Here is a 17,386-nt window from a genome sequence, read left to right on the forward strand (position 1 = left end):
ACTTTGCCTCCTATTCTGTAATACGCTGATGGTGAGTGTAGATATTAAAAGATTTTCCTCTGACGAATCCAACTGTCGTGATATTTAATTCTTCTGCCATATTAAGCGCCAGCTCAGTAGGTGCTGATTTTGAGATGACGATCGACACTCCTAGTTTTGCTGCCTTCAATAAAACTTCTGACGATATCCGGCCGCTAAACACAAGGATTTTATCTCTAAGTGGAATTCGATGAAGTAAACAGTATCCATAGATTTTATCTAAAGCATTATGTCTTCCTATATCAGTTCTAGTGATGAATAGCTTCTCTGTGTCACACAGTCCAGCATTATGCACACCACCAGTATGTTGAAATAATTGGCTTTCTTCTTGTAAACACTTCATTAGATGCATACAGGTTTCAGCAGAAATGTTGATTCGATCAATGGCTGTTTTTGCCGTTTTCACATCTTGGAGAAAATAAAAGTGTCTCCCTTTCCCACAACAAGAACCAATCACTCGCTTTGTAAAATCTGATGACTGAAATCCGTTTGGGTGAACTAAATCAACATATGCAAAGCCCATACTTTCATCTATTGTAAACCTTTTAATCTCATTTTCAAATCGAATGACTCCTTCTGAAGCTAAAAAACCGATAACCAATTCTTTCAAATGATCTGGTGAACAAACAAGTGTCACAAATTCCTCTCCATTCACGATCACAGTTAAAGGGAATTCCTCTACAACTTCATCTGTTTTGCAAGTAAATTGGCCTTCACTGTATTGGTGTATGACTCGTTTCTTTTTAACAGAAGGATTCATTGTATGATCTTCCTTTCAGCACAAATTTAGTTATATGATCCAATCAAATTATGATATTATTTTAAAAAGTCATAAAATTGTAACATATTCCTATCTTATCAAACTTTTTGATTGCTTTATATGGGGGGAACAAAATGAACAAATCGAAAAATCGCTGGCTCATTGCAACAAGTGCTGTAGGAATTCATTTATCTATTGGGTCTGTTTATGCTTGGAGTGTTTTTACGAATCCTTTACATCAAGCTTTTCAGTGGTCATTGACAGAAATAAGCTTGACCTTCAGTATTGCTATTTTATTTTTAGGATTATCTGCTGCTTTCATGGGGCATTTCGTTGAAAGGTATGGTCCAAGAGCATCGGGGCTTTTCTCAGCCATTTTCTTCGGTTTCGGAATGACAGGATCAGGGTTCGCTGTCCACATGTCCTCACTCCCTCTCCTCTATTTATTTTATGGTGTACTCGCTGGGATAGGATTAGGGGTAGGTTACATTGCACCTGTATCAACTTTAGTGAAATGGTTTCCGGACCGAAGAGGACTTGCAACCGGCTTAGCTATTATGGGTTTTGGATTTGCTTCTCTTATTTGCAGCCCAATTATCCAATATCTCATTGAAAAAGTGGACATCGCAAATACCTTTTACATTCTTGGAATTTCCTATTTTATGATCATGGTGATCTCATCTCTTTATTTATCACCACCAACATCTGAAGACGTCAAACAGTTTGACGTGTTAAAAACAAATCAAAGAAAAATCCCTCAGGATTTATCACAGCTTACAGCAAATGAAGCGATCAAAACAAGACGTTTTTATTATTTGTGGCTCATGCTCTTTATTAATATCACATGCGGAATTGCCATTATTTCAGTTGCATCGCCTCTTGCTCAAGAAAGTGTTGGATTCACTGCAGGTGCTGCAGCTACCCTTGTTGGTATTTTAGGTGCTTTTAATGGTTTAGGGCGGATTGGCTGGGCATCCTTCTCAGATTATATCGGAAGGCCGAATACGTATACAATCTTCTTTAGTATCCAGCTCATTGCCTTTCCTTTACTCCCCTATTTAAAAGAACCGTTCGTCTTTTCAATCGTGATGGCGATCATTTATACGTGCTATGGAGGAGGGTTTGCTTCAATTCCAGCCTATATTGGGGATTTATTTGGCACGAAACAACTTGGTGCCATACACGGTTATATTCTGACTGCCTGGGCCGCTGCTGGTTTAGCTGGACCTTTATTTTCATCCTTTATTCGAGATATAACAGGTAACTACACGCAAAGTCTGATGGTGTTCTCTGGCTTATTTTTCATTGCTTTTATCATATCTCTTCTCATACGGAAAGATATTCAACAGCTTAGAGAAACAAACCTTACTGCTACTTCTTCTGTCTCAGCCCGACCTTAATTTGAATTTGACAGAATCACAATCTAAAGGTAATTTTTAGATATGAAAACGCTTTATAAAGTAATAGGAGGGTGATGATATCATGGGGAGAACAAAACATAAGGGGCCTATTAAGCTTAATAAAAAACCCTCACCAAAGCTATGGGCCTCTTTTGCGCCTATGGGGCTTGGAAAAGTAAAACCGAAACACATTCGAGATACGATGAAAGTGGCATGGGAAAACAAGGATAATCTCCCCTATGCATATCGTATTTTAACGCAGGGCGTGTGTGATGGCTGTGCCCTGGGTGTTTCAGGGTTATATGACCAAACGCTCGCAGGACCTCATATATGCACCACAAGACTAAATGTACTTCGTCTTAATACAATGCCAGCTATTGATCCAAAATGGTTCGAAGATATTCAACAGCTCAAACAAATGGACAGCACCTCTCTTCGCAAACTTGGCCGTATTCCTTATCCACTGATTCGAAAAAAAGGTGACAATGCCTTTACGCGTATTTCCTGGGATGATGCATTAGATCAAATCGCAGCTAAAATCAAATCAATTGATAAACGGCAGCTCGCTTTCTATTTAACGGCTAGAGGAATTACAAATGAAGTCTATTATACCGCTGCGAAGGCAGCTCGCTTTATCGGGACAAATCATATTGATAATGCGTCTCGCATATGTCATTCACCGAGCAAAACCGCTCTTAAACGATCCCTTGGTATAGGAGCCTCCAGCTGTAATTACAACGATTGGATCGGAACGGATGTCTTAATTTTTTGGGGATCTGTCGCAGCAAACAATCAGCCCGTTTCCACTAAATATATGTATGCGGCGAAAAAGAAAGGAACCAAAATTATTGTCATCAATCCGTACAAAGAGCCTGCCATGGAAAAGTACTGGGTTCCCTCTATTCCAGAAAGTGCTCTATTCGGCACAAAAATCGCGGATGATTTCTATCAAGTCAATATAGGCGGCGATATTGCGTTTATGAACGGCGTCATCAAACATTGGTTTGACATGGAGCAGCATGCTCCCCATTCCGCTCTTGATCATGAATTTATTCAAGCCCATACTACCGGCATACAGGATTTAAAGCAGCATGTCGCACAGTTGAAGTGGGGGGACCTAGAAGCATCATCAGGCTTATCAAAAGAAAGAATGAAGGAATTTGCGAACCTCCTTGCCAATGCCAATTCAGGCGTTTTTATTTGGAGTATGGGTCTTACCCAGCACCGCTTTGCAACTGATAATATATCACAGGTCGCCAACCTTGCTATGTTACGTGGATTTATTGGCAGGAAACATTGTGGTGTCATGCCAATTCGGGGGCATAGCGGCGTTCAAGGTTCTGGTGAAATGGGTGCTGATCCATTCGTTTTGCCGGGCAGTGATTTTGATGAAGAGAATATTGAAAGAATCGAAAAAATTTGGGGGTTTGACATTCCGAAATGGCATGGTGACACCATTGGGCAATCCTTTGAGAAAATGGCTCTCCCAAAAGAACATCTGCAAAAACTCAAAATGCTGTTTACGAGCGGCGGAAACTTTTTAGAAACGATGCCAAATCCAGATGCGATCGAAAAAGCTTTATCTGAGCTTGAACTCCGTGTCCATCAAGATATCATTTTGAATACCTCTACACTTGTAGAGGCAGAAGAGACGGTAATTGTTCTGCCTGCTATGACAAGATATGAACAGCCAGGCGGCGGTACATCAACTAGTACGGAACGCATGGTATATTTCAGTCCAGAAATTGAAGGACCTCGTATTGAGGAAGCCAGAGCAGAATGGGACATTTATATTGATCTTGCAAAAAGAGTCCGGCCAGAAGATGCTGAGCTGATTCATTTCGAAACAGCTGAAGACATTCGCCGTGAGATTGCGGTCGCAAATCGAAACTATGACGGCATCCAGCATTTGCGTCATAAAGGAGACGTTTTTCAATGGGGTGGCGCATGGCTATGTGAAGACGGGGAGTGTCCAACACCAGACGGCAAAGGACATCTTCTTCCTGCCCAGCTGCCTCAATACCGAAAAACCGAGGGACATTTTAATATCACGACAAGAAGAGGAAAGCAATTCAACTCCATGATCTATAGTGAAAAGGATGCCTTTAATGGTGGGAAGCGTCATTCTATCTTGATGAATAACGAAGATGCAAAAGAACTTTATGTCCAAGAAGGTGATCCAGTTGTCTTGTTTAATCAATATGGGTCCTATCAAGGAGTGGCTCAATTCGGGGATTTGAAACGTGGCAATATCGCTGTTTATTGGCCTGAAGGGAACGTTTTAATTCCAAAGGGTGTGTATGAGAGCTACTCACAGATTCCCGAGTATAATACGGCGGCAATATTAGAAAAAGCCGAAACTTTTCATGCAAGAAAAGATCAGCACTACGTGGAGAAACGAATTGATGAATTAGAAACCACTTTGAATTGATCTTCAACTAAAAAACAGCTGGGGAAAACAATCCCCAGCTCCCATTCACATCCTACTGACCAAAAGCGCTCGCTTCATTTTGTAGAATGTGATTCAATTCTTCGGCATTCGCAGCCGGTTGATATTGTCCACCACCCGCTTTGGCAACAGACTTTAGACTTTTTGCTTCTTTTTCATTCACGTCAAAGCCGATGATATTGACGATGGTGTCAATTCCGTCTTCATGTAATTCCTTTGCTGCTTGTGAAGGGCTTCCTCCACAAGTTTCTTTACCATCACTGACGACATAGACAATATTTTTTCCTTCAGCCTGGTGATCTTCAAAATCTTGTTTCGTATCTGTTAATGCTTTTGCAAGTGGTGTCCAGCCGGTCGGCTTATACACATTCAGTGCTTGCTGAAATGTTGATGGCTCATATGATCCAAATCCGTAAACGGCTTCAGAGCTTCCACAAGAAACTGCTTTTCCTGCATTTTTATTGGTTCCTTCATGACCAAACACACGTAGCAGGACTTGTGTATCTTCTGATAAAATACTTGCGAAGCTTTGAATAGAACGTTTGGCGATATCGATTTTCTTTTCGCCTTCAACTGATTGTGCCATGCTGCCGCTTAAATCAAGTAATATCACCACATGAGCAGGCTCCTGTTTTGTCACAGCATGAGCTGGTGAAGAAAGAAGCAGGACAAGACTAGCCAAAATGGTTAATACAATATTTCGTTTCATTCATAAAAACCTCCCTTTTTACATTTGTACAGAAAAAGAGAAACGATAGCATACATCAATCGTTTCCCTTTTGTTCAGCAAGTTATTCGTGTAGTTTTAATGATTCTGCCGACAAGATAGAACCCATTTCTTTACCAGTGCTTGCTTGGTAGTATTGGCCTTTACCCGCTTTGGCTACTTGCTTCAATTGACCTTCATAGCCATCGTTAAAGTCTAATCCGATCACATTAACAACAGTCGATCCTTTTGAGTTATGCAATTCTTTTGCTACTTTTACTGGATCTCCGCCACAAGTTTCTTCACCATCAGTGATTAGGTACACAATATGTTTTGTTCCACCATTAAGCTGTTCATCCGTTTGCTTTGCATTTTCAAGAGCACGAGCAATCGGTGTCCAGCCATTTGGTCCAAGTCCGTTTAAAGAGTTTTCAAAGCTTTCTTTTTCGTAAGGCTGTACGCCATAAACGCCTCTAATGACTTCACATGATTGAGCTTTACCTGAATTTTTGTTGTTACCTTCAGAGCCAAACAAGCTCATACGAATTTTAGCGTCTTTTGGAAGTGACTGAGCAAATTTAAATACCTCTTGTTTTGCGAGGTCAAATTTGCGTTCTCCCTCTACTTTTCTTGCCATGCTTCCACTTGCATCAAGTAAGATAGTAACTCTTACATCTTTGTTATGTTTTTTGACTGTAGATGCTTTTGCAAATACTGGTGAAGAGATTGACATAGATAATGTCAATACAGCTAAGGTTACGAGTGTAAATACTTTTTTCAACATCATTTTTCCTTCCTCCTTATGTATTTAATTGAAACATCTTAATCGTAAAATATTCTGTCTTGGAATGGTATAGGACTCGGTCCCTTTTTCTCTTTCATCAAAATCACTAAAAATCTGTCAGTTGTCTAGATATATTCACCTAACATATCATTTTTTCTTTTGTTTTCTCCTTCTTTCGAGGGGCTTTGTATCGGCCATCGGTTCTTGTCGGGACGTAAATGTTTAAGATTTCCTGAGGTGCGTCTTAAGTCGCAAATTGACACATTCTGTTCAAACCTCTTGGAACACAAAAAAAGATGCCCCATTTCTGAGGCAACTTTGCTTTATTTTTTAGCCATATACGTGTTGAGAAAACGTTCAGCTGATTCAATTTGAATCCCTTTATAATAATGTTTCACGATAGCCTCTACTTTTTTGCCTGACTGTGCCATATAGTGCGCACCATACTGACTCATTCCAACCCCATGGCCATACCCTTTTGTCGTAATGATAATTTGCTGGCCCTGTCGTTCCCATGTAAAGTCCGCTGAATGAAGTCCTAGTGACTCTCGAATGTCTCTGCCTGTCAATGTTTTACCGTTTATTACGGCTTTCGCTACTTGATTTCCTGGCGTCCGTTCTACTATCTGTCCTACCTGAGCCTGCTGAGTGAGCGTCACACCTAATTTTTGCTGAAATTCACTAACTGTGATGGTTTTCTTATTTTGAAATTTTGGCGATTTTTCGTCCCATTTACTTGAGACACTTTTCAAATATGGGATTTCGTTTTTCCAATAAGCTTCGGCATTTTCCGTTTTTCCGTTACTTGTTGAAAAGAATGAGGCATCAATTGGTTTCTCATCATAAGTCAGCACTTTTCCTTGTGTGCTGGCGACAGCTTCTGTGACTTTTTTTAACTTCCAATTGTACGCTTTCCCCCAAATTTTCTTGAGTTCCTGCTTGTTTTTATAAACTTGGAACATTTGGGTGTCATCTACAAGAGAGCCCTTTGGTGATTTGACAGTCTTATCGATGATCATTTGTCTGACGATATACGTTCTTGCAGCGAGTGCCTGTGCCTTGAGTGCTTCCATTTCAAAATCAGCTGGCATTTCAGACGCTACGACACCGATCACATACTCTTCTAAGGGGATGTTTTCTACCTGCTGATGAGCTGAACGATAGACGGGGATAGCGACGGGTGATTGCTTCAATTTGACTGTACCCTTCACTTCTTTTTTAACTGATGGCTCCGCTGATACATGCTGGCTTACCTCCGGTTTCCCTTGAAACGTCGGCAACACAAGTAAAGTTGGAATCATTAAAATAATGATGCATATTCCTGCGATTGTCCATATCATTGGTTTCATATTTGGCTGCCCCCATTTGTCATTGAATCTCTTTTATCCTATGGGCGGGGACAAGCTAATATGACAGCTTCTTTCATTCAGTGGACAAGTCTTTTGATGAAGATATGAGGCTGTTTATCAACTGATTTTACTGTTCGTCTTTATGAATAAAATTTAAGATGGTTGGATACACTAATGATAAGCTTTAAAAATAAAGCATTCTATGATTCTAAAAAAAATCAGCATGCCCCATGGACACACTGATTTCTTTATGATTACGCGTTCAGATCTGATACAACTTGTTCTTGTGTCACATCTGCTGTTTCATCGTTTACTCTTTCAATATCTGCACCGATTGCTGCAAGCTTCTGGTGGAAGTTCACATAACCACGATCGATATGCTTCAACTCAGTGACACGTGTATGACCTTCTGCTACTAATCCAGCAAGTACAAGTGCTGCTCCTGCTCTTAAATCAGTCGCTGATACTTCAGCACCTTGAAGTTGAACCGGCCCGTTGATAATCACAGAGCGACCCTCAATTTTAATATCGCCATTCATGCGGCGGAATTCTTCAGCATGCATAAAGCGGTTTTCAAACACCGTTTCTGTAATCATGCTTGTTCCGTTCGCACGAAGCAATAGCGCCATCATCTGAGATTGCATATCCGTTGGGAAACCAGGATGTGGCATTGTTTTTAGATCGATTGGCTTGAGCTCAGATGGTCCAATGACTCTTAAACCTTCTTCTTCTTCAATGATCTGAATACCCATTTCTTCCATTTTTGCTACAAGTGATGTCATGTGCTCTGGCACTGCGCCCTTTACAAGAACATTTCCTTCTGTAATAGCTGCTGCCACCATGAAAGTACCTGCTTCAATTCTGTCAGGGATGATGTTGTGTTTTGCACCGTGAAGTGTTTCCACACCTTCGATTTTGATTGTACCAGTACCAGCTCCGCGAACCTTACCGCCCATGGCATTGATGTAGTTTGCCAAATCAACAATTTCAGGTTCTTTTGCTACGTTTTCTAAAATCGTTGTTCCTTCAGCTAATGCTGCTGCCATGATGATGTTTTCAGTTGCACCGACACTTGGGAAATCCAAATAGATTTTCGCACCTTTTAAACGGCCTTTTACTTCAGCCTCGATGAAACCATTTCCTACTTGAATTTTAGCTCCCATTGCTTCAAAGCCTTTTAAATGCTGGTCAATTGGTCTTGAACCAATCGCACAGCCTCCAGGTAATGCAACTCTTGCATGACCTGTTCTTGCTAAAAGTGGTCCCATGACGAGCACAGACGCTCGCATTTTACGGACATACTCAAACGGAGCCTCAGTTTCTAGTGCATGAGATGCATCCACTGATACTTCGTTATTTTCAAAATGTACTTCTGCTCCTAAATGACGTAACACTTCATTGATTGTATATACATCGGAGAGCGTAGGTACATCACAAATTACGCTTTTTTCTGTACTTGCTAACAAAGATGCAGCGATAACTGGTAAAACGGCATTTTTTGCGCCTTCTACTTTAACTGTGCCGTTTAACTTTTGACCGCCGCGGACGATGATTTTTTCCAAGGTCTTCCCCTCCGCGTCCCAAATTCTCTATATTAATATTCAGTCGTTACGATTGGTGTGCCAACCGTAATCGTATGATTTTCGTTCATTTCCGAACTTCTGATGGCAATTTGAACATTCATTTTATCATTTGAAGTCATAATGAACTGTTCCCACTTATCTGTGTAAGCGGAAAGCGACACAAAATTAGACTCAACGAGATACTCAACTGGTTTTGCTTGAAATTCATTTGCTAACGTTTCAGCTTTTTTTTGCAAAACAACATCCATCATACCATTTACATGACCATCGAGACAAGTAAAAATTACAAATTTCTCTTGTAATATGCTTTTTGCATGACGTACGAACTGATCATATGTATGCTCCCAGGTATTCAGTGGGCGAGCACCTTTTTGCTCATATAATAAATACGACTTTTGATTGGATTTTGTGTCGGTCTTCACGAGTAAAATTTTCGATAAAGTATCATTTTTTTCATCTTTGTAAATTCCTGTGACTTTGGTGACATGTTTCTCTTCTTTTTCGGTCCACTCATACTGTCGTAGTTCGTCTTTCAAACGTTGCACTTTTTTTGAAAATTGTTCGGATGAAATGTCTACATTTGTTTTGGCGTGAAGGGTCCATCCATCTACTTCAATTTGCTGGTTTTTCAGACCTTCTGCTATTTGGGCGAGCGGAGAAGATTCTTCCGCACGAACACCTTGAATCATCAGAACAAAAAAAAGAATAAACGCAAATAATGGCCAACCTTTTACATACTTTCTCACTTGTCATTCCCCCTTGCTACAAGTGTTGCCGCAAGGAGGTCTATGCATACGTGGAAAAGTCATCAAAGACCATACTTTTGACGCTTCTTTTTACGTTCCCGCATAAGGCAGTGACCAAACCTTTTATGTTAGAACATATAAGGAATTTGTCTAGAGAAATTTAAGTAATCAAGGAAGAAATTGCTGACTGCAGATGCGATGGCAATGGTAATGAGCATCATCAGCAATCTTGCCTGAACGATTTTCCCTTTTTTAATCAGTGGATCAATATTTACGGCAAGCAATGCCCACCATGTAACCGCAATAAAAAACAGGTGGATCACAATACTCACGATGGCTTGTTGTCCTACGTCTTCCATACAGTTGAATCCTCCTTTTATTTATTTCTGTAAAGGAAAACTCCCTTTCATTATATCCTCGAAAATCGGAAAGATGAATCATTTGGAAAAAAGAGCTATATTTAGAGTGAATCCCCTCTTATCCTGGTGCCAGGGAGATGATATACTGCGTGTGGAAGGAGCTGAACACATTGAGAGATTCTTTTCCTGACTTTGTTGATTTGTACGGAGAACTGGTTCCCTCATTTGATCATGAATGGGAGGCCATTGCTTTCTACTTTGATTATAGACAGACACAGCTAGAAGAATTAGCGCAATTGTGTCATTTTCATAACATTTCTTTGGATTATTCTGAGGAAAGCCTGTATCAGTTAGAATCACTATACTTTGATGCATTTACCAAGCAGCTGTTTGCTGAGTGGAAAATGCCAATAGATGCATTAGAAGCGATGATGAGTGTGTATATGGGAGAGGTTGTCCTCCGTCATCATTCAGATGCTGACTGGGTCGTGCGGCCTTATATGGACTCTCCGCATCAATATACGCTTGGTTTGCGCCGGCACAATAAAACGTGGCATAGTACGCAGTTTTGCGAGCACTTATATCTTGAAAAACAGGATTCTCACCCGTATGTGTCGATGTACCAATCTCTCATGTCATTCTAAAAAAATCCTTCTTATCACAATGATAAGAAGGATTTTCTATTTTATTTCCCTGCTACATTTAAACGGTTTAACGCCCGTTTTAATGCGAGTTCCGCCCGGCGTACATCACTTTCATTCGGGTGGTTCAAATGCTCTTCAGCACGCTGTTTCGCTGATTTAGCACGATCGACATCAACTTTATCTGATGTTTCAGCGGCCTGAGCAAGAATGGTTACTTGTTCAGGGCGAACTTCAACAAATCCGCCACTTACTGCAACCAATTCAGTTGATCCACTATGTTTTAAGCGAACTGCACCGATTTTTAGCGGAGCAACCATTGGAACGTGGCCAGCTAAAATACCAAGCTCACCGCTTTCTGCTCTGACACTGACCATTTCCACATCCGCTTCATACACTGGGCCGTCGGGAGTAACGATATTGACTTGAACGGTCTTCATGCTTTTACCCTCCTAAGGACCAGATTAGGCCTCTACACCCATCTCTTTGGCTTTTTCAACCACTTCTTCAATGCGTCCAACTAAGCGGAATGCATCTTCTGGAAGGTGATCGTATTTACCAGATAAGATTTCCTTGAAGCCTTTAACAGTTTCTTTCAATGGCACGTAAGAACCTTTTTGGCCAGTGAACTGCTCTGCTACGTGGAAGTTTTGAGATAGGAAGAATTGAACACGACGCGCTCTGTGTACCACAAGCTTATCGTCCTCAGATAATTCATCCATACCTAAAATGGCAATGATATCTTGTAGTTCTTTATAACGCTGCAATGTTTGCTGCACTTCACGCGCAATGGCATAATGCTCTTCGCCAACGATCTCAGGTGCAAGTGCACGAGATGTTGAAGCAAGAGGATCAACCGCTGGGTAAATACCCATTTCAGTCAGCTTACGCTCAAGGTTTGTCGTTGCATCAAGGTGAGCGAACGTTGTTGCTGGAGCTGGATCCGTATAGTCATCCGCAGGTACATAGATCGCTTGAATCGATGTAACCGATCCTACGTTTGTAGACGTGATACGCTCTTGCAGCTGACCCATTTCTGTTGCAAGTGTCGGCTGATAACCTACCGCTGAAGGCATACGTCCAAGAAGGGCTGATACTTCAGAACCTGCTTGGGTAAAACGATAGATGTTATCGATGAAGAACAATACGTCTTGACCTAGTTCATCACGGAAATGCTCTGCCATTGTCAAACCAGTTAGGGCAACACGCATACGCGCACCTGGCGGCTCGTTCATTTGGCCGAAGACCATGGCTGTTTTTTCGATAACGCCAGAATCTTTCATTTCGTAGTAAAGGTCGTTTCCTTCACGTGTACGCTCTCCAACACCAGCGAATACAGAAATACCGCCGTGTTCTTGTGCGATGTTGTTGATCAATTCTTGAATCAGAACGGTTTTACCTACACCGGCTCCACCGAATAGACCGATCTTTCCACCCTTGATGTAAGGAGCAAGAAGGTCAACAACTTTAATACCCGTTTCAAGAATTTCAACTTCTGTAGAAAGTTGATCAAAAGAAGGCGCTTGTCTGTGGATTGGATCTCTTTGAGCTTCCACACCAAGTGGCTCATCTAAGTCAATGTTATCTCCCAGTACGTTGAATACACGTCCAAGTGTTACGTTACCAACTGGTACTGAAATTGGTTTTCCAAGGTCTACAGCTTCCATACCGCGCTTCACACCGTCTGTTGATGCCATTGCGATGGTTCTGACTGTATTATCACCTAAATGTAGTGCTACTTCTAAAGTTAAGTCGATAGTAACTTCACTTTCGCTTTCCGCTTTATGCGAAACTCTGATCGCATTATAAATCTCAGGCAAGTGACCGTCTTCAAAATGAACGTCTACGACTGGTCCCATGATCTGACTGATGCGTCCTGTTTTCATTGCATTCCCTCCTGACAATTATTTCTATTCTAAGGCAGCTGCTCCGCCGACAATTTCTGTAATCTCTTGTGTAATCGCTGCTTGACGAGCACGGTTATAAGAGAGTGTCAGGTTGTCGATCAATTCTTTTGCGTTGTCTGTTGCACTCTTCATTGCTGTCATCCTTGCAGCATGTTCACTTGCTTTGCTGTCAAGAAGCGCACCGAAAATCAAACTCTCTGCATATTGAGGAAGGAGAACTTCAAGAATTTCTTCTTCAGAAGGCTCAAACTCATAAGATGCGGAACGTTTATTTGGTGTCGCTGCGGCCGAAAGGTCCGTTAGCGGCAATAATTTCTTCTCTGTTACTTCTTGTGAAATGGCACTGACAAAGTGGTTGTAGAACATGTAAAGTTCGTCAAACGCTTCATCAGAGAACATTTGAACTGTACTGCTTGCTAATTCTTTAATATCAGCAAACGCTACTTCGTCTCCAAGCCCTGTTACTTCAGAAATAACTGGAATACCGCGCTTTTTGAAGAAGTCGCGTCCGATTTTACCAATCACAATCACCGCATATTCATCAGCGGATTGATGACGAGATTGAATGGTTTGGTAAGCGGCACGCAAAATCGAGCTGTTAAAAGGTCCTGCAAGCCCCCGATCAGATGTAATGACGAGATACCCTGTTTTCTTGACAGGTCTTGAAAGAAGCATTGGGTGCTTAGCACTTGTTCCAGTTGCGATTGCAGCAACCACTTCCTGGATTTTCTCCATGTAAGGAACAAAAGACTTCGCATTGTTTTCAGCACGATTCAGTTTCGCAGCTGATACCATTTGCATCGCTTTTGTGATCTGACTCGATTTTTTCGTTGACGTGATCCTTGACTTTATATCGCGTAATGAGGCCAAAGATTTCACCACCTTTTTTCAGGAATCCGTGTTCATTTACGTGAAAAGAGAGAAAAAGAGAATCTTTTTCTCTCGGAAAGATTACTAATTAGTTGCTTGGTGCAAACGTACGTTTAAAGCCTTCGATTGCTGTATTCCACTCTTCATCAGCAGGCATGTTTCCTGTTTGAGAGATGGTGTCAAACAAGTCTTTATGGTTTTCTTCAATGTACATGAATAACTCAGCTTCAAAACGTTTGACATCAGCAATCGCGACATCGTCTAAGTATCCTCTTGTAAGTGCATAAAGAATCGCTACTTGTTTTTCAACTTTAAGCGGTTTGTTCAAGTCTTGTTTTAAGACTTCAACTGTTCTAGCACCACGGTTTAATTTTGCTTGAGTCGCTTGGTCTAGATCAGATCCAAACTGAGCGAATGCTTCAAGCTCACGATAAGAAGCAAGATCCAGACGAAGTGTACCTGCTACCTTTTTCATCGCTTTGATTTGTGCAGAACCACCTACACGAGATACAGACAATCCTGCGTTTACTGCTGGACGTACGCCTGAGAAGAAGAGATCAGATTGTAAGAAAATCTGTCCATCTGTGATTGAAATAACGTTTGTTGGGATATATGCAGAGATATCGCCAGCTTGCGTTTCTACGAAAGGCAATGCTGTGATAGAACCGCCACCCTTTTCGTCACTAAGCTTCGCTGCACGCTCTAATAAACGAGAGTGAAGATAGAAAACATCACCAGGGAATGCCTCACGACCTGGAGGACGGCGAAGCAATAATGAAAGCTCACGGTAAGCTGCCGCTTGTTTAGAAAGGTCATCATATACAACAAGTACGTGCTTGCCGTTATACATGAATTCCTCACCCATCGTTACACCTGCATAAGGAGCAAGGTAAAGAAGCGGGGCTGGCTGTGATGCAGAAGCTGTGACTACGATTGTGTAATCAAGCGCACCATGCTTACGAAGTGTTTCAACAACACCACGAACCGTTGATTCTTTTTGTCCGATCGCTACATAAATACAGATCATGTCTTGATCTTTTTGGTTTAGGATCGTATCAATTGCAACAGATGTTTTACCTGTTTGACGGTCACCAATGATCAATTCACGCTGTCCGCGTCCGATTGGAATCAAGGCATCAATTGCTTTAATCCCTGTTTGAAGCGGCTCATGTACAGATTTACGATCCATAACGCCTGGTGCTTCACTTTCGATTGGACGAGTTTTGCTCGTTAAGATTGGACCTAGTCCATCAACAGGCTGACCAAGTGGGTTCACAATACGTCCGATTAATTCTTCACCTACTGGAACCTCCATGATACGACCTGTACGTTTTACATCGTCACCTTCACGGATATCTTTGTAAGGTCCTAAAATCACGATACCTACGTTAGACTCCTCAAGGTTTTGAGCCATACCCATTACACCATTAGAGAACTCAACCAGCTCTCCTGCCATAATGTTGTCAAGGCCATGTACACGCGCGATACCGTCCCCTACTTGAATGACTGTACCGACATCTTTTACTTCAATTTCAGATTGATAGTTTTGGATTTGCTGCTTTATCAGCGCGCTAATCTCTTCAGCTTTGATACTCACTAAGGTTTCACCCCTTCTAACGATTTTCGCCTGCAAGCTGACGTTCAATGCGGGAAAGCTTTCCGCTGACACTGCCGTCATAAATGCGGTTTCCGATACGGATTTTCACTCCGCCTATTAGATCCTTGTCAATCACATTTTCAACACGCAGTGATGTGACTCCGGCTTTTTTGGCAAATACTTCAGATAAAGATTGAATTTCAGCGCCGCTCAGCGGTTTCACTGAATACACGACCGCATCGTCTATTTGTTTCGTGCGGTTTGCAAGTTTCACAAACTCAGACGTCATTTCAGAGAAAATATTCGTGCGTCCGCGGTCAATCAATAAATACATTGTGTGCAATACATGTGTCGAAACACCTTTGAAAGCTTCTGCAATCAAATGTTTCTTTTTATCTGCCGTAATCTTTGGATGAACAAGAAAGTCATTCAATTCTTGGTCAGCCTTTAGAACTTTTTTGATCTCATTCAGCTCTTTTTCAGTTTCGTCTACTGCCGAAGAAGCAAGAACGATGTCAAAAAGAGCAGAAGCGTAACGCTTAGAGACAATAGTCACGCTCATCGGCTTTCGCCTGCCTCTTTAAGATACTCTTGAATCAATTTCTCTTGTGCTTGCTCATCAAGTTCTCTTTCAATCACTTTAGATGCAATGAGTACAGATAGTGATGCAACCTGCTCGCGCAGTGCAGCCACAGCTTGTTCTTTTTCTTTCACGATTTCAGTTCTAGCAGACTCTTTCAAGCGCTCTGACTCTTGACGTGCTGCTTGAATGATCTCTTCTTTTTGTTTCTCACCAATCTTTTTCGCATTTTCGATGAGTGTATGTGATTCTTCGCGTGCTTCTTTCAATAAGACACGTTGTTCTTCAAGAAGCTTTTCAGCTTGAACGTGCTTTTGTTCAGCACTTGAAATTTCATTTCCTATATAATCTTCACGCTGCTTCATAATACCTAATAAAGGTTTAAGCGCAAATTTCTTTAAAAGTGCAAGCAGGATGAGCATAGCGATAAGCTGGAATAACATATCCCCGGCGTTGAAACTTAAGCCACCTGCTCCTAAAACCACTGGTAACTGAGACATTTAGTACGGCAACTCCCTTCTTTAAATAATATGTTAAGAAACAAAACATAAAGGAATGGCGAAGTTTCGAACTAATCTGATCTTCGCCATTAAAATTCATATTAGAACGCTTCTCACATATTAACCAAAGAATGCCAAGAATGCGATAACGACAGCGATAATTGGAAGTGCCTCAACTAAAGCGACCCCGATGAACATAAGTGTTCTTAGTTCTCTACCAGCTTCTGGCTGACGAGCGATTCCTTCAACTGTTTTAGATACGATTAGACCGTTACCAATACCTGCTCCTAGTGCTCCCAAACCGATTGCAATTGCTGCTGCTATTAAATTCATTAAAAAGCTCCTCCTTTAAAATAACGTCCTTTTTGGACTCTCAATTTTTTAGTGTTCATCGCTGACTTTATGGGAAATGTACACCATTGTCAGCATGGTGAAGATAAATGCTTGGATTGTTCCGACAAACAAACTGAATGCCTGCCATACAATCATCGGCACGATGGCACCTAATGTACCAACGATACCAAGTGCAATGTTTTGCGTGTAGAAATTGGTCGCAAGTCCTGCAAGCAAACCAAGAAGAATCTCTCCAGCAAAAATGTTTCCATAAAGACGCAAACCAAGTGTTAGCGTGTTTGCAAATTCTTCAATAAGTTTCAATGGTACTAAAAGCGGAATTGGTCTAAAGTAGTCTTTCGTATATTCCTTGACTCCTTTTGCCTTGACACCGTAGTAATGTGTCAATCCCATGACCATAATCGCTAGTGTCATTGTGATTGCAGGGTCTGCTGTTGGTGATTTCCACCACAAGTTGTGATCGACCGTAATCGAGAATGGCAGTCCAAGCATGTTTGAAACAAATATGTACATGAGTAATGTAACGCCAAGCGCTAGAAATGGGGCTCCTGTTTTCATGTCCATCGAACTACCTATGATATTTCGAACAAAATCAACAATCCATTCCATGAAGTTCTGCGCCTTTGTCGGACGAATAGACAGAACACGAGTAGTCAGCACCGCTATGAGAAGAACGATGATACTAGCAATCGTAATCATGAGAACATTGGATAAGTTGAACGTTAACCCTAAAAATTCTGTAGTTTTTGAACTGTGACCCAA

18 protein-coding genes are annotated in these 17,386 nt (G+C 41.4%); 3 read left to right on the forward strand and 15 right to left on the reverse strand.

Features of this window, described 5'->3' with window-relative positions; genetic code table 11:
* Positions 1 to 10 precede the first annotated feature (10 nt).
* On the reverse strand, positions 11 to 799 hold the full coding sequence (gene fdhD, locus C6Y01_RS12560) for a formate dehydrogenase accessory sulfurtransferase FdhD (RefSeq protein ID WP_034660270.1): 789 nt from the start codon (positions 797 to 799) through the stop codon (positions 11 to 13).
* Positions 800 to 933: 134 nt separating this feature from the next.
* On the opposite strand from fdhD, the gene C6Y01_RS12565 reads away from it, so the two are divergent.
* Positions 934 to 2,199, forward strand: a complete 1,266-nt coding sequence (locus C6Y01_RS12565; RefSeq protein ID WP_034660272.1) for an L-lactate MFS transporter — start codon at positions 934 to 936, stop codon at positions 2,197 to 2,199.
* 82 nt (positions 2,200 to 2,281) lie between these two features.
* Positions 2,282 to 4,630, forward strand: a complete 2,349-nt coding sequence (locus tag C6Y01_RS12570) for an FdhF/YdeP family oxidoreductase (RefSeq protein WP_106038271.1) — start codon at positions 2,282 to 2,284, stop codon at positions 4,628 to 4,630.
* A 52-nt stretch (positions 4,631 to 4,682) separates the two neighbouring features.
* Here C6Y01_RS12570 and C6Y01_RS12575 read toward each other — a convergent pair whose 3' ends face one another.
* The 6 genes from C6Y01_RS12575 to C6Y01_RS12600 all read right to left on the reverse strand — a co-directional run bounded on the left by C6Y01_RS12575 (position 4,683) and on the right by C6Y01_RS12600 (position 10,175).
* Positions 4,683 to 5,357 (reverse strand): VWA domain-containing protein, encoded by a 675-nt coding sequence (locus C6Y01_RS12575; RefSeq protein ID WP_034660275.1) that lies wholly within the window; start codon positions 5,355 to 5,357, stop codon positions 4,683 to 4,685.
* A gap of 82 nt (positions 5,358 to 5,439) precedes the next feature.
* Positions 5,440 to 6,138 carry a VWA domain-containing protein gene (locus C6Y01_RS12580; RefSeq protein ID WP_080869567.1) on the reverse strand — a complete coding sequence of 233 codons (699 nt, stop codon included), beginning with the start codon at positions 6,136 to 6,138 and terminating at the stop codon, positions 5,440 to 5,442.
* A gap of 323 nt (positions 6,139 to 6,461) precedes the next feature.
* Positions 6,462 to 7,487 (reverse strand): stage II sporulation protein D, encoded by a 1,026-nt coding sequence (gene spoIID, locus C6Y01_RS12585; protein ID WP_034660277.1) that lies wholly within the window; start codon positions 7,485 to 7,487, stop codon positions 6,462 to 6,464.
* Between the two features lie 254 nt (positions 7,488 to 7,741).
* On the reverse strand, positions 7,742 to 9,049 hold the full coding sequence (gene murA, locus C6Y01_RS12590) for a UDP-N-acetylglucosamine 1-carboxyvinyltransferase (protein WP_034660278.1): 1,308 nt from the start codon (positions 9,047 to 9,049) through the stop codon (positions 7,742 to 7,744).
* Positions 9,050 to 9,081: 32 nt separating this feature from the next.
* Entirely contained in the window at positions 9,082 to 9,816 is a 735-nt protein-coding gene (locus C6Y01_RS12595; protein ID WP_034660279.1) for a YwmB family TATA-box binding protein, read from the reverse strand.
* 128 nt (positions 9,817 to 9,944) lie between these two features.
* Positions 9,945 to 10,175, reverse strand: coding sequence for a DUF1146 family protein (locus C6Y01_RS12600; protein WP_034660280.1), 231 nt, complete (start codon positions 10,173 to 10,175; stop codon positions 9,945 to 9,947).
* 137 nt (positions 10,176 to 10,312) lie between these two features.
* Here C6Y01_RS12600 and C6Y01_RS12605 point away from each other — a divergent pair, with 137 nt between their 5' ends.
* Positions 10,313 to 10,819 carry a hypothetical protein gene (locus tag C6Y01_RS12605; RefSeq protein ID WP_411266056.1) on the forward strand — a complete coding sequence of 169 codons (507 nt, stop codon included), beginning with the start codon at positions 10,313 to 10,315 and terminating at the stop codon, positions 10,817 to 10,819.
* A 41-nt stretch (positions 10,820 to 10,860) separates the two neighbouring features.
* On the opposite strand, the gene C6Y01_RS12610 is transcribed toward C6Y01_RS12605, so the two are convergent.
* The 8 genes from C6Y01_RS12610 to atpB all read right to left on the reverse strand — a co-directional run bounded on the left by C6Y01_RS12610 (position 10,861) and on the right by atpB (position 17,386).
* Positions 10,861 to 11,256 carry a F0F1 ATP synthase subunit epsilon gene (locus C6Y01_RS12610; RefSeq protein ID WP_034660282.1) on the reverse strand — a complete coding sequence of 132 codons (396 nt, stop codon included), beginning with the start codon at positions 11,254 to 11,256 and terminating at the stop codon, positions 10,861 to 10,863.
* Between the two features lie 24 nt (positions 11,257 to 11,280).
* On the reverse strand, positions 11,281 to 12,702 hold the full coding sequence (gene atpD, locus C6Y01_RS12615; protein WP_034660283.1) for a F0F1 ATP synthase subunit beta: 1,422 nt from the start codon (positions 12,700 to 12,702) through the stop codon (positions 11,281 to 11,283).
* A 24-nt stretch (positions 12,703 to 12,726) separates the two neighbouring features.
* The gene (locus tag C6Y01_RS12620; RefSeq protein WP_034660284.1) at positions 12,727 to 13,593 is read right to left on the reverse strand and encodes a F0F1 ATP synthase subunit gamma; all 867 of its coding nucleotides are present in this window, start codon (positions 13,591 to 13,593) and stop codon (positions 12,727 to 12,729) included.
* Positions 13,594 to 13,681: 88 nt separating this feature from the next.
* Positions 13,682 to 15,190 (reverse strand): F0F1 ATP synthase subunit alpha, encoded by a 1,509-nt coding sequence (atpA, locus tag C6Y01_RS12625; RefSeq protein WP_034660286.1) that lies wholly within the window; start codon positions 15,188 to 15,190, stop codon positions 13,682 to 13,684.
* Positions 15,191 to 15,206: 16 nt separating this feature from the next.
* On the reverse strand, positions 15,207 to 15,752 hold the full coding sequence (locus tag C6Y01_RS12630) for a F0F1 ATP synthase subunit delta (RefSeq protein ID WP_034660287.1): 546 nt from the start codon (positions 15,750 to 15,752) through the stop codon (positions 15,207 to 15,209).
* Positions 15,749 to 16,270, reverse strand: a complete 522-nt coding sequence (gene atpF / locus C6Y01_RS12635; RefSeq protein ID WP_034660288.1) for a F0F1 ATP synthase subunit B — start codon at positions 16,268 to 16,270, stop codon at positions 15,749 to 15,751. The genes C6Y01_RS12630 and atpF overlap by 4 nt, the downstream gene beginning before the upstream one ends.
* A 120-nt stretch (positions 16,271 to 16,390) precedes the next feature.
* Positions 16,391 to 16,603 carry a F0F1 ATP synthase subunit C gene (atpE, locus tag C6Y01_RS12640; RefSeq protein WP_003214968.1) on the reverse strand — a complete coding sequence of 71 codons (213 nt, stop codon included), beginning with the start codon at positions 16,601 to 16,603 and terminating at the stop codon, positions 16,391 to 16,393.
* Between the two features lie 48 nt (positions 16,604 to 16,651).
* Positions 16,652 to 17,386, reverse strand: a complete 735-nt coding sequence (gene atpB, locus C6Y01_RS12645; protein ID WP_003215198.1) for a F0F1 ATP synthase subunit A — start codon at positions 17,384 to 17,386, stop codon at positions 16,652 to 16,654.

It is taken from the genome of Bacillus sp. NMCC46 (assembly GCF_002998465.1).
Classification (GTDB): domain Bacteria; phylum Bacillota; class Bacilli; order Bacillales; family Bacillaceae; genus Bacillus.

Excerpts from the sequence above, each read along its gene's own strand:
- fdhD (WP_034660270.1), bottom strand. The coding sequence starts at position 799 with ATGAATCCTTCTGTTAAAAAGAAACGAGTCATACACCAATACAGTGAA.
- C6Y01_RS12565 (WP_034660272.1), top strand. The coding sequence starts at position 934 with ATGAACAAATCGAAAAATCGCTGGCTCATTGCAACAAGTGCTGTAGGA.
- C6Y01_RS12570 (WP_106038271.1), top strand. The coding sequence starts at position 2,282 with ATGGGGAGAACAAAACATAAGGGGCCTATTAAGCTTAATAAAAAACCC.
- C6Y01_RS12575 (WP_034660275.1), bottom strand. The coding sequence starts at position 5,357 with ATGAAACGAAATATTGTATTAACCATTTTGGCTAGTCTTGTCCTGCTT.
- C6Y01_RS12580 (WP_080869567.1), bottom strand. The coding sequence starts at position 6,138 with ATGTTGAAAAAAGTATTTACACTCGTAACCTTAGCTGTATTGACATTA.
- spoIID (WP_034660277.1), bottom strand. The coding sequence starts at position 7,487 with ATGAAACCAATGATATGGACAATCGCAGGAATATGCATCATTATTTTA.
- C6Y01_RS12600 (WP_034660280.1), bottom strand. The coding sequence starts at position 10,175 with ATGGAAGACGTAGGACAACAAGCCATCGTGAGTATTGTGATCCACCTG.
- C6Y01_RS12605 (WP_411266056.1), top strand. The coding sequence starts at position 10,313 with ATGATATACTGCGTGTGGAAGGAGCTGAACACATTGAGAGATTCTTTT.
- C6Y01_RS12610 (WP_034660282.1), bottom strand. The coding sequence starts at position 11,256 with ATGAAGACCGTTCAAGTCAATATCGTTACTCCCGACGGCCCAGTGTAT.
- atpD (WP_034660283.1), bottom strand. The coding sequence starts at position 12,702 with ATGAAAACAGGACGCATCAGTCAGATCATGGGACCAGTCGTAGACGTT.
- C6Y01_RS12630 (WP_034660287.1), bottom strand. The coding sequence starts at position 15,752 with ATGAGCGTGACTATTGTCTCTAAGCGTTACGCTTCTGCTCTTTTTGAC.
- atpF (WP_034660288.1), bottom strand. The coding sequence starts at position 16,270 with ATGTCTCAGTTACCAGTGGTTTTAGGAGCAGGTGGCTTAAGTTTCAAC.
- atpE (WP_003214968.1), bottom strand. The coding sequence starts at position 16,603 with ATGAATTTAATAGCAGCAGCAATTGCAATCGGTTTGGGAGCACTAGGA.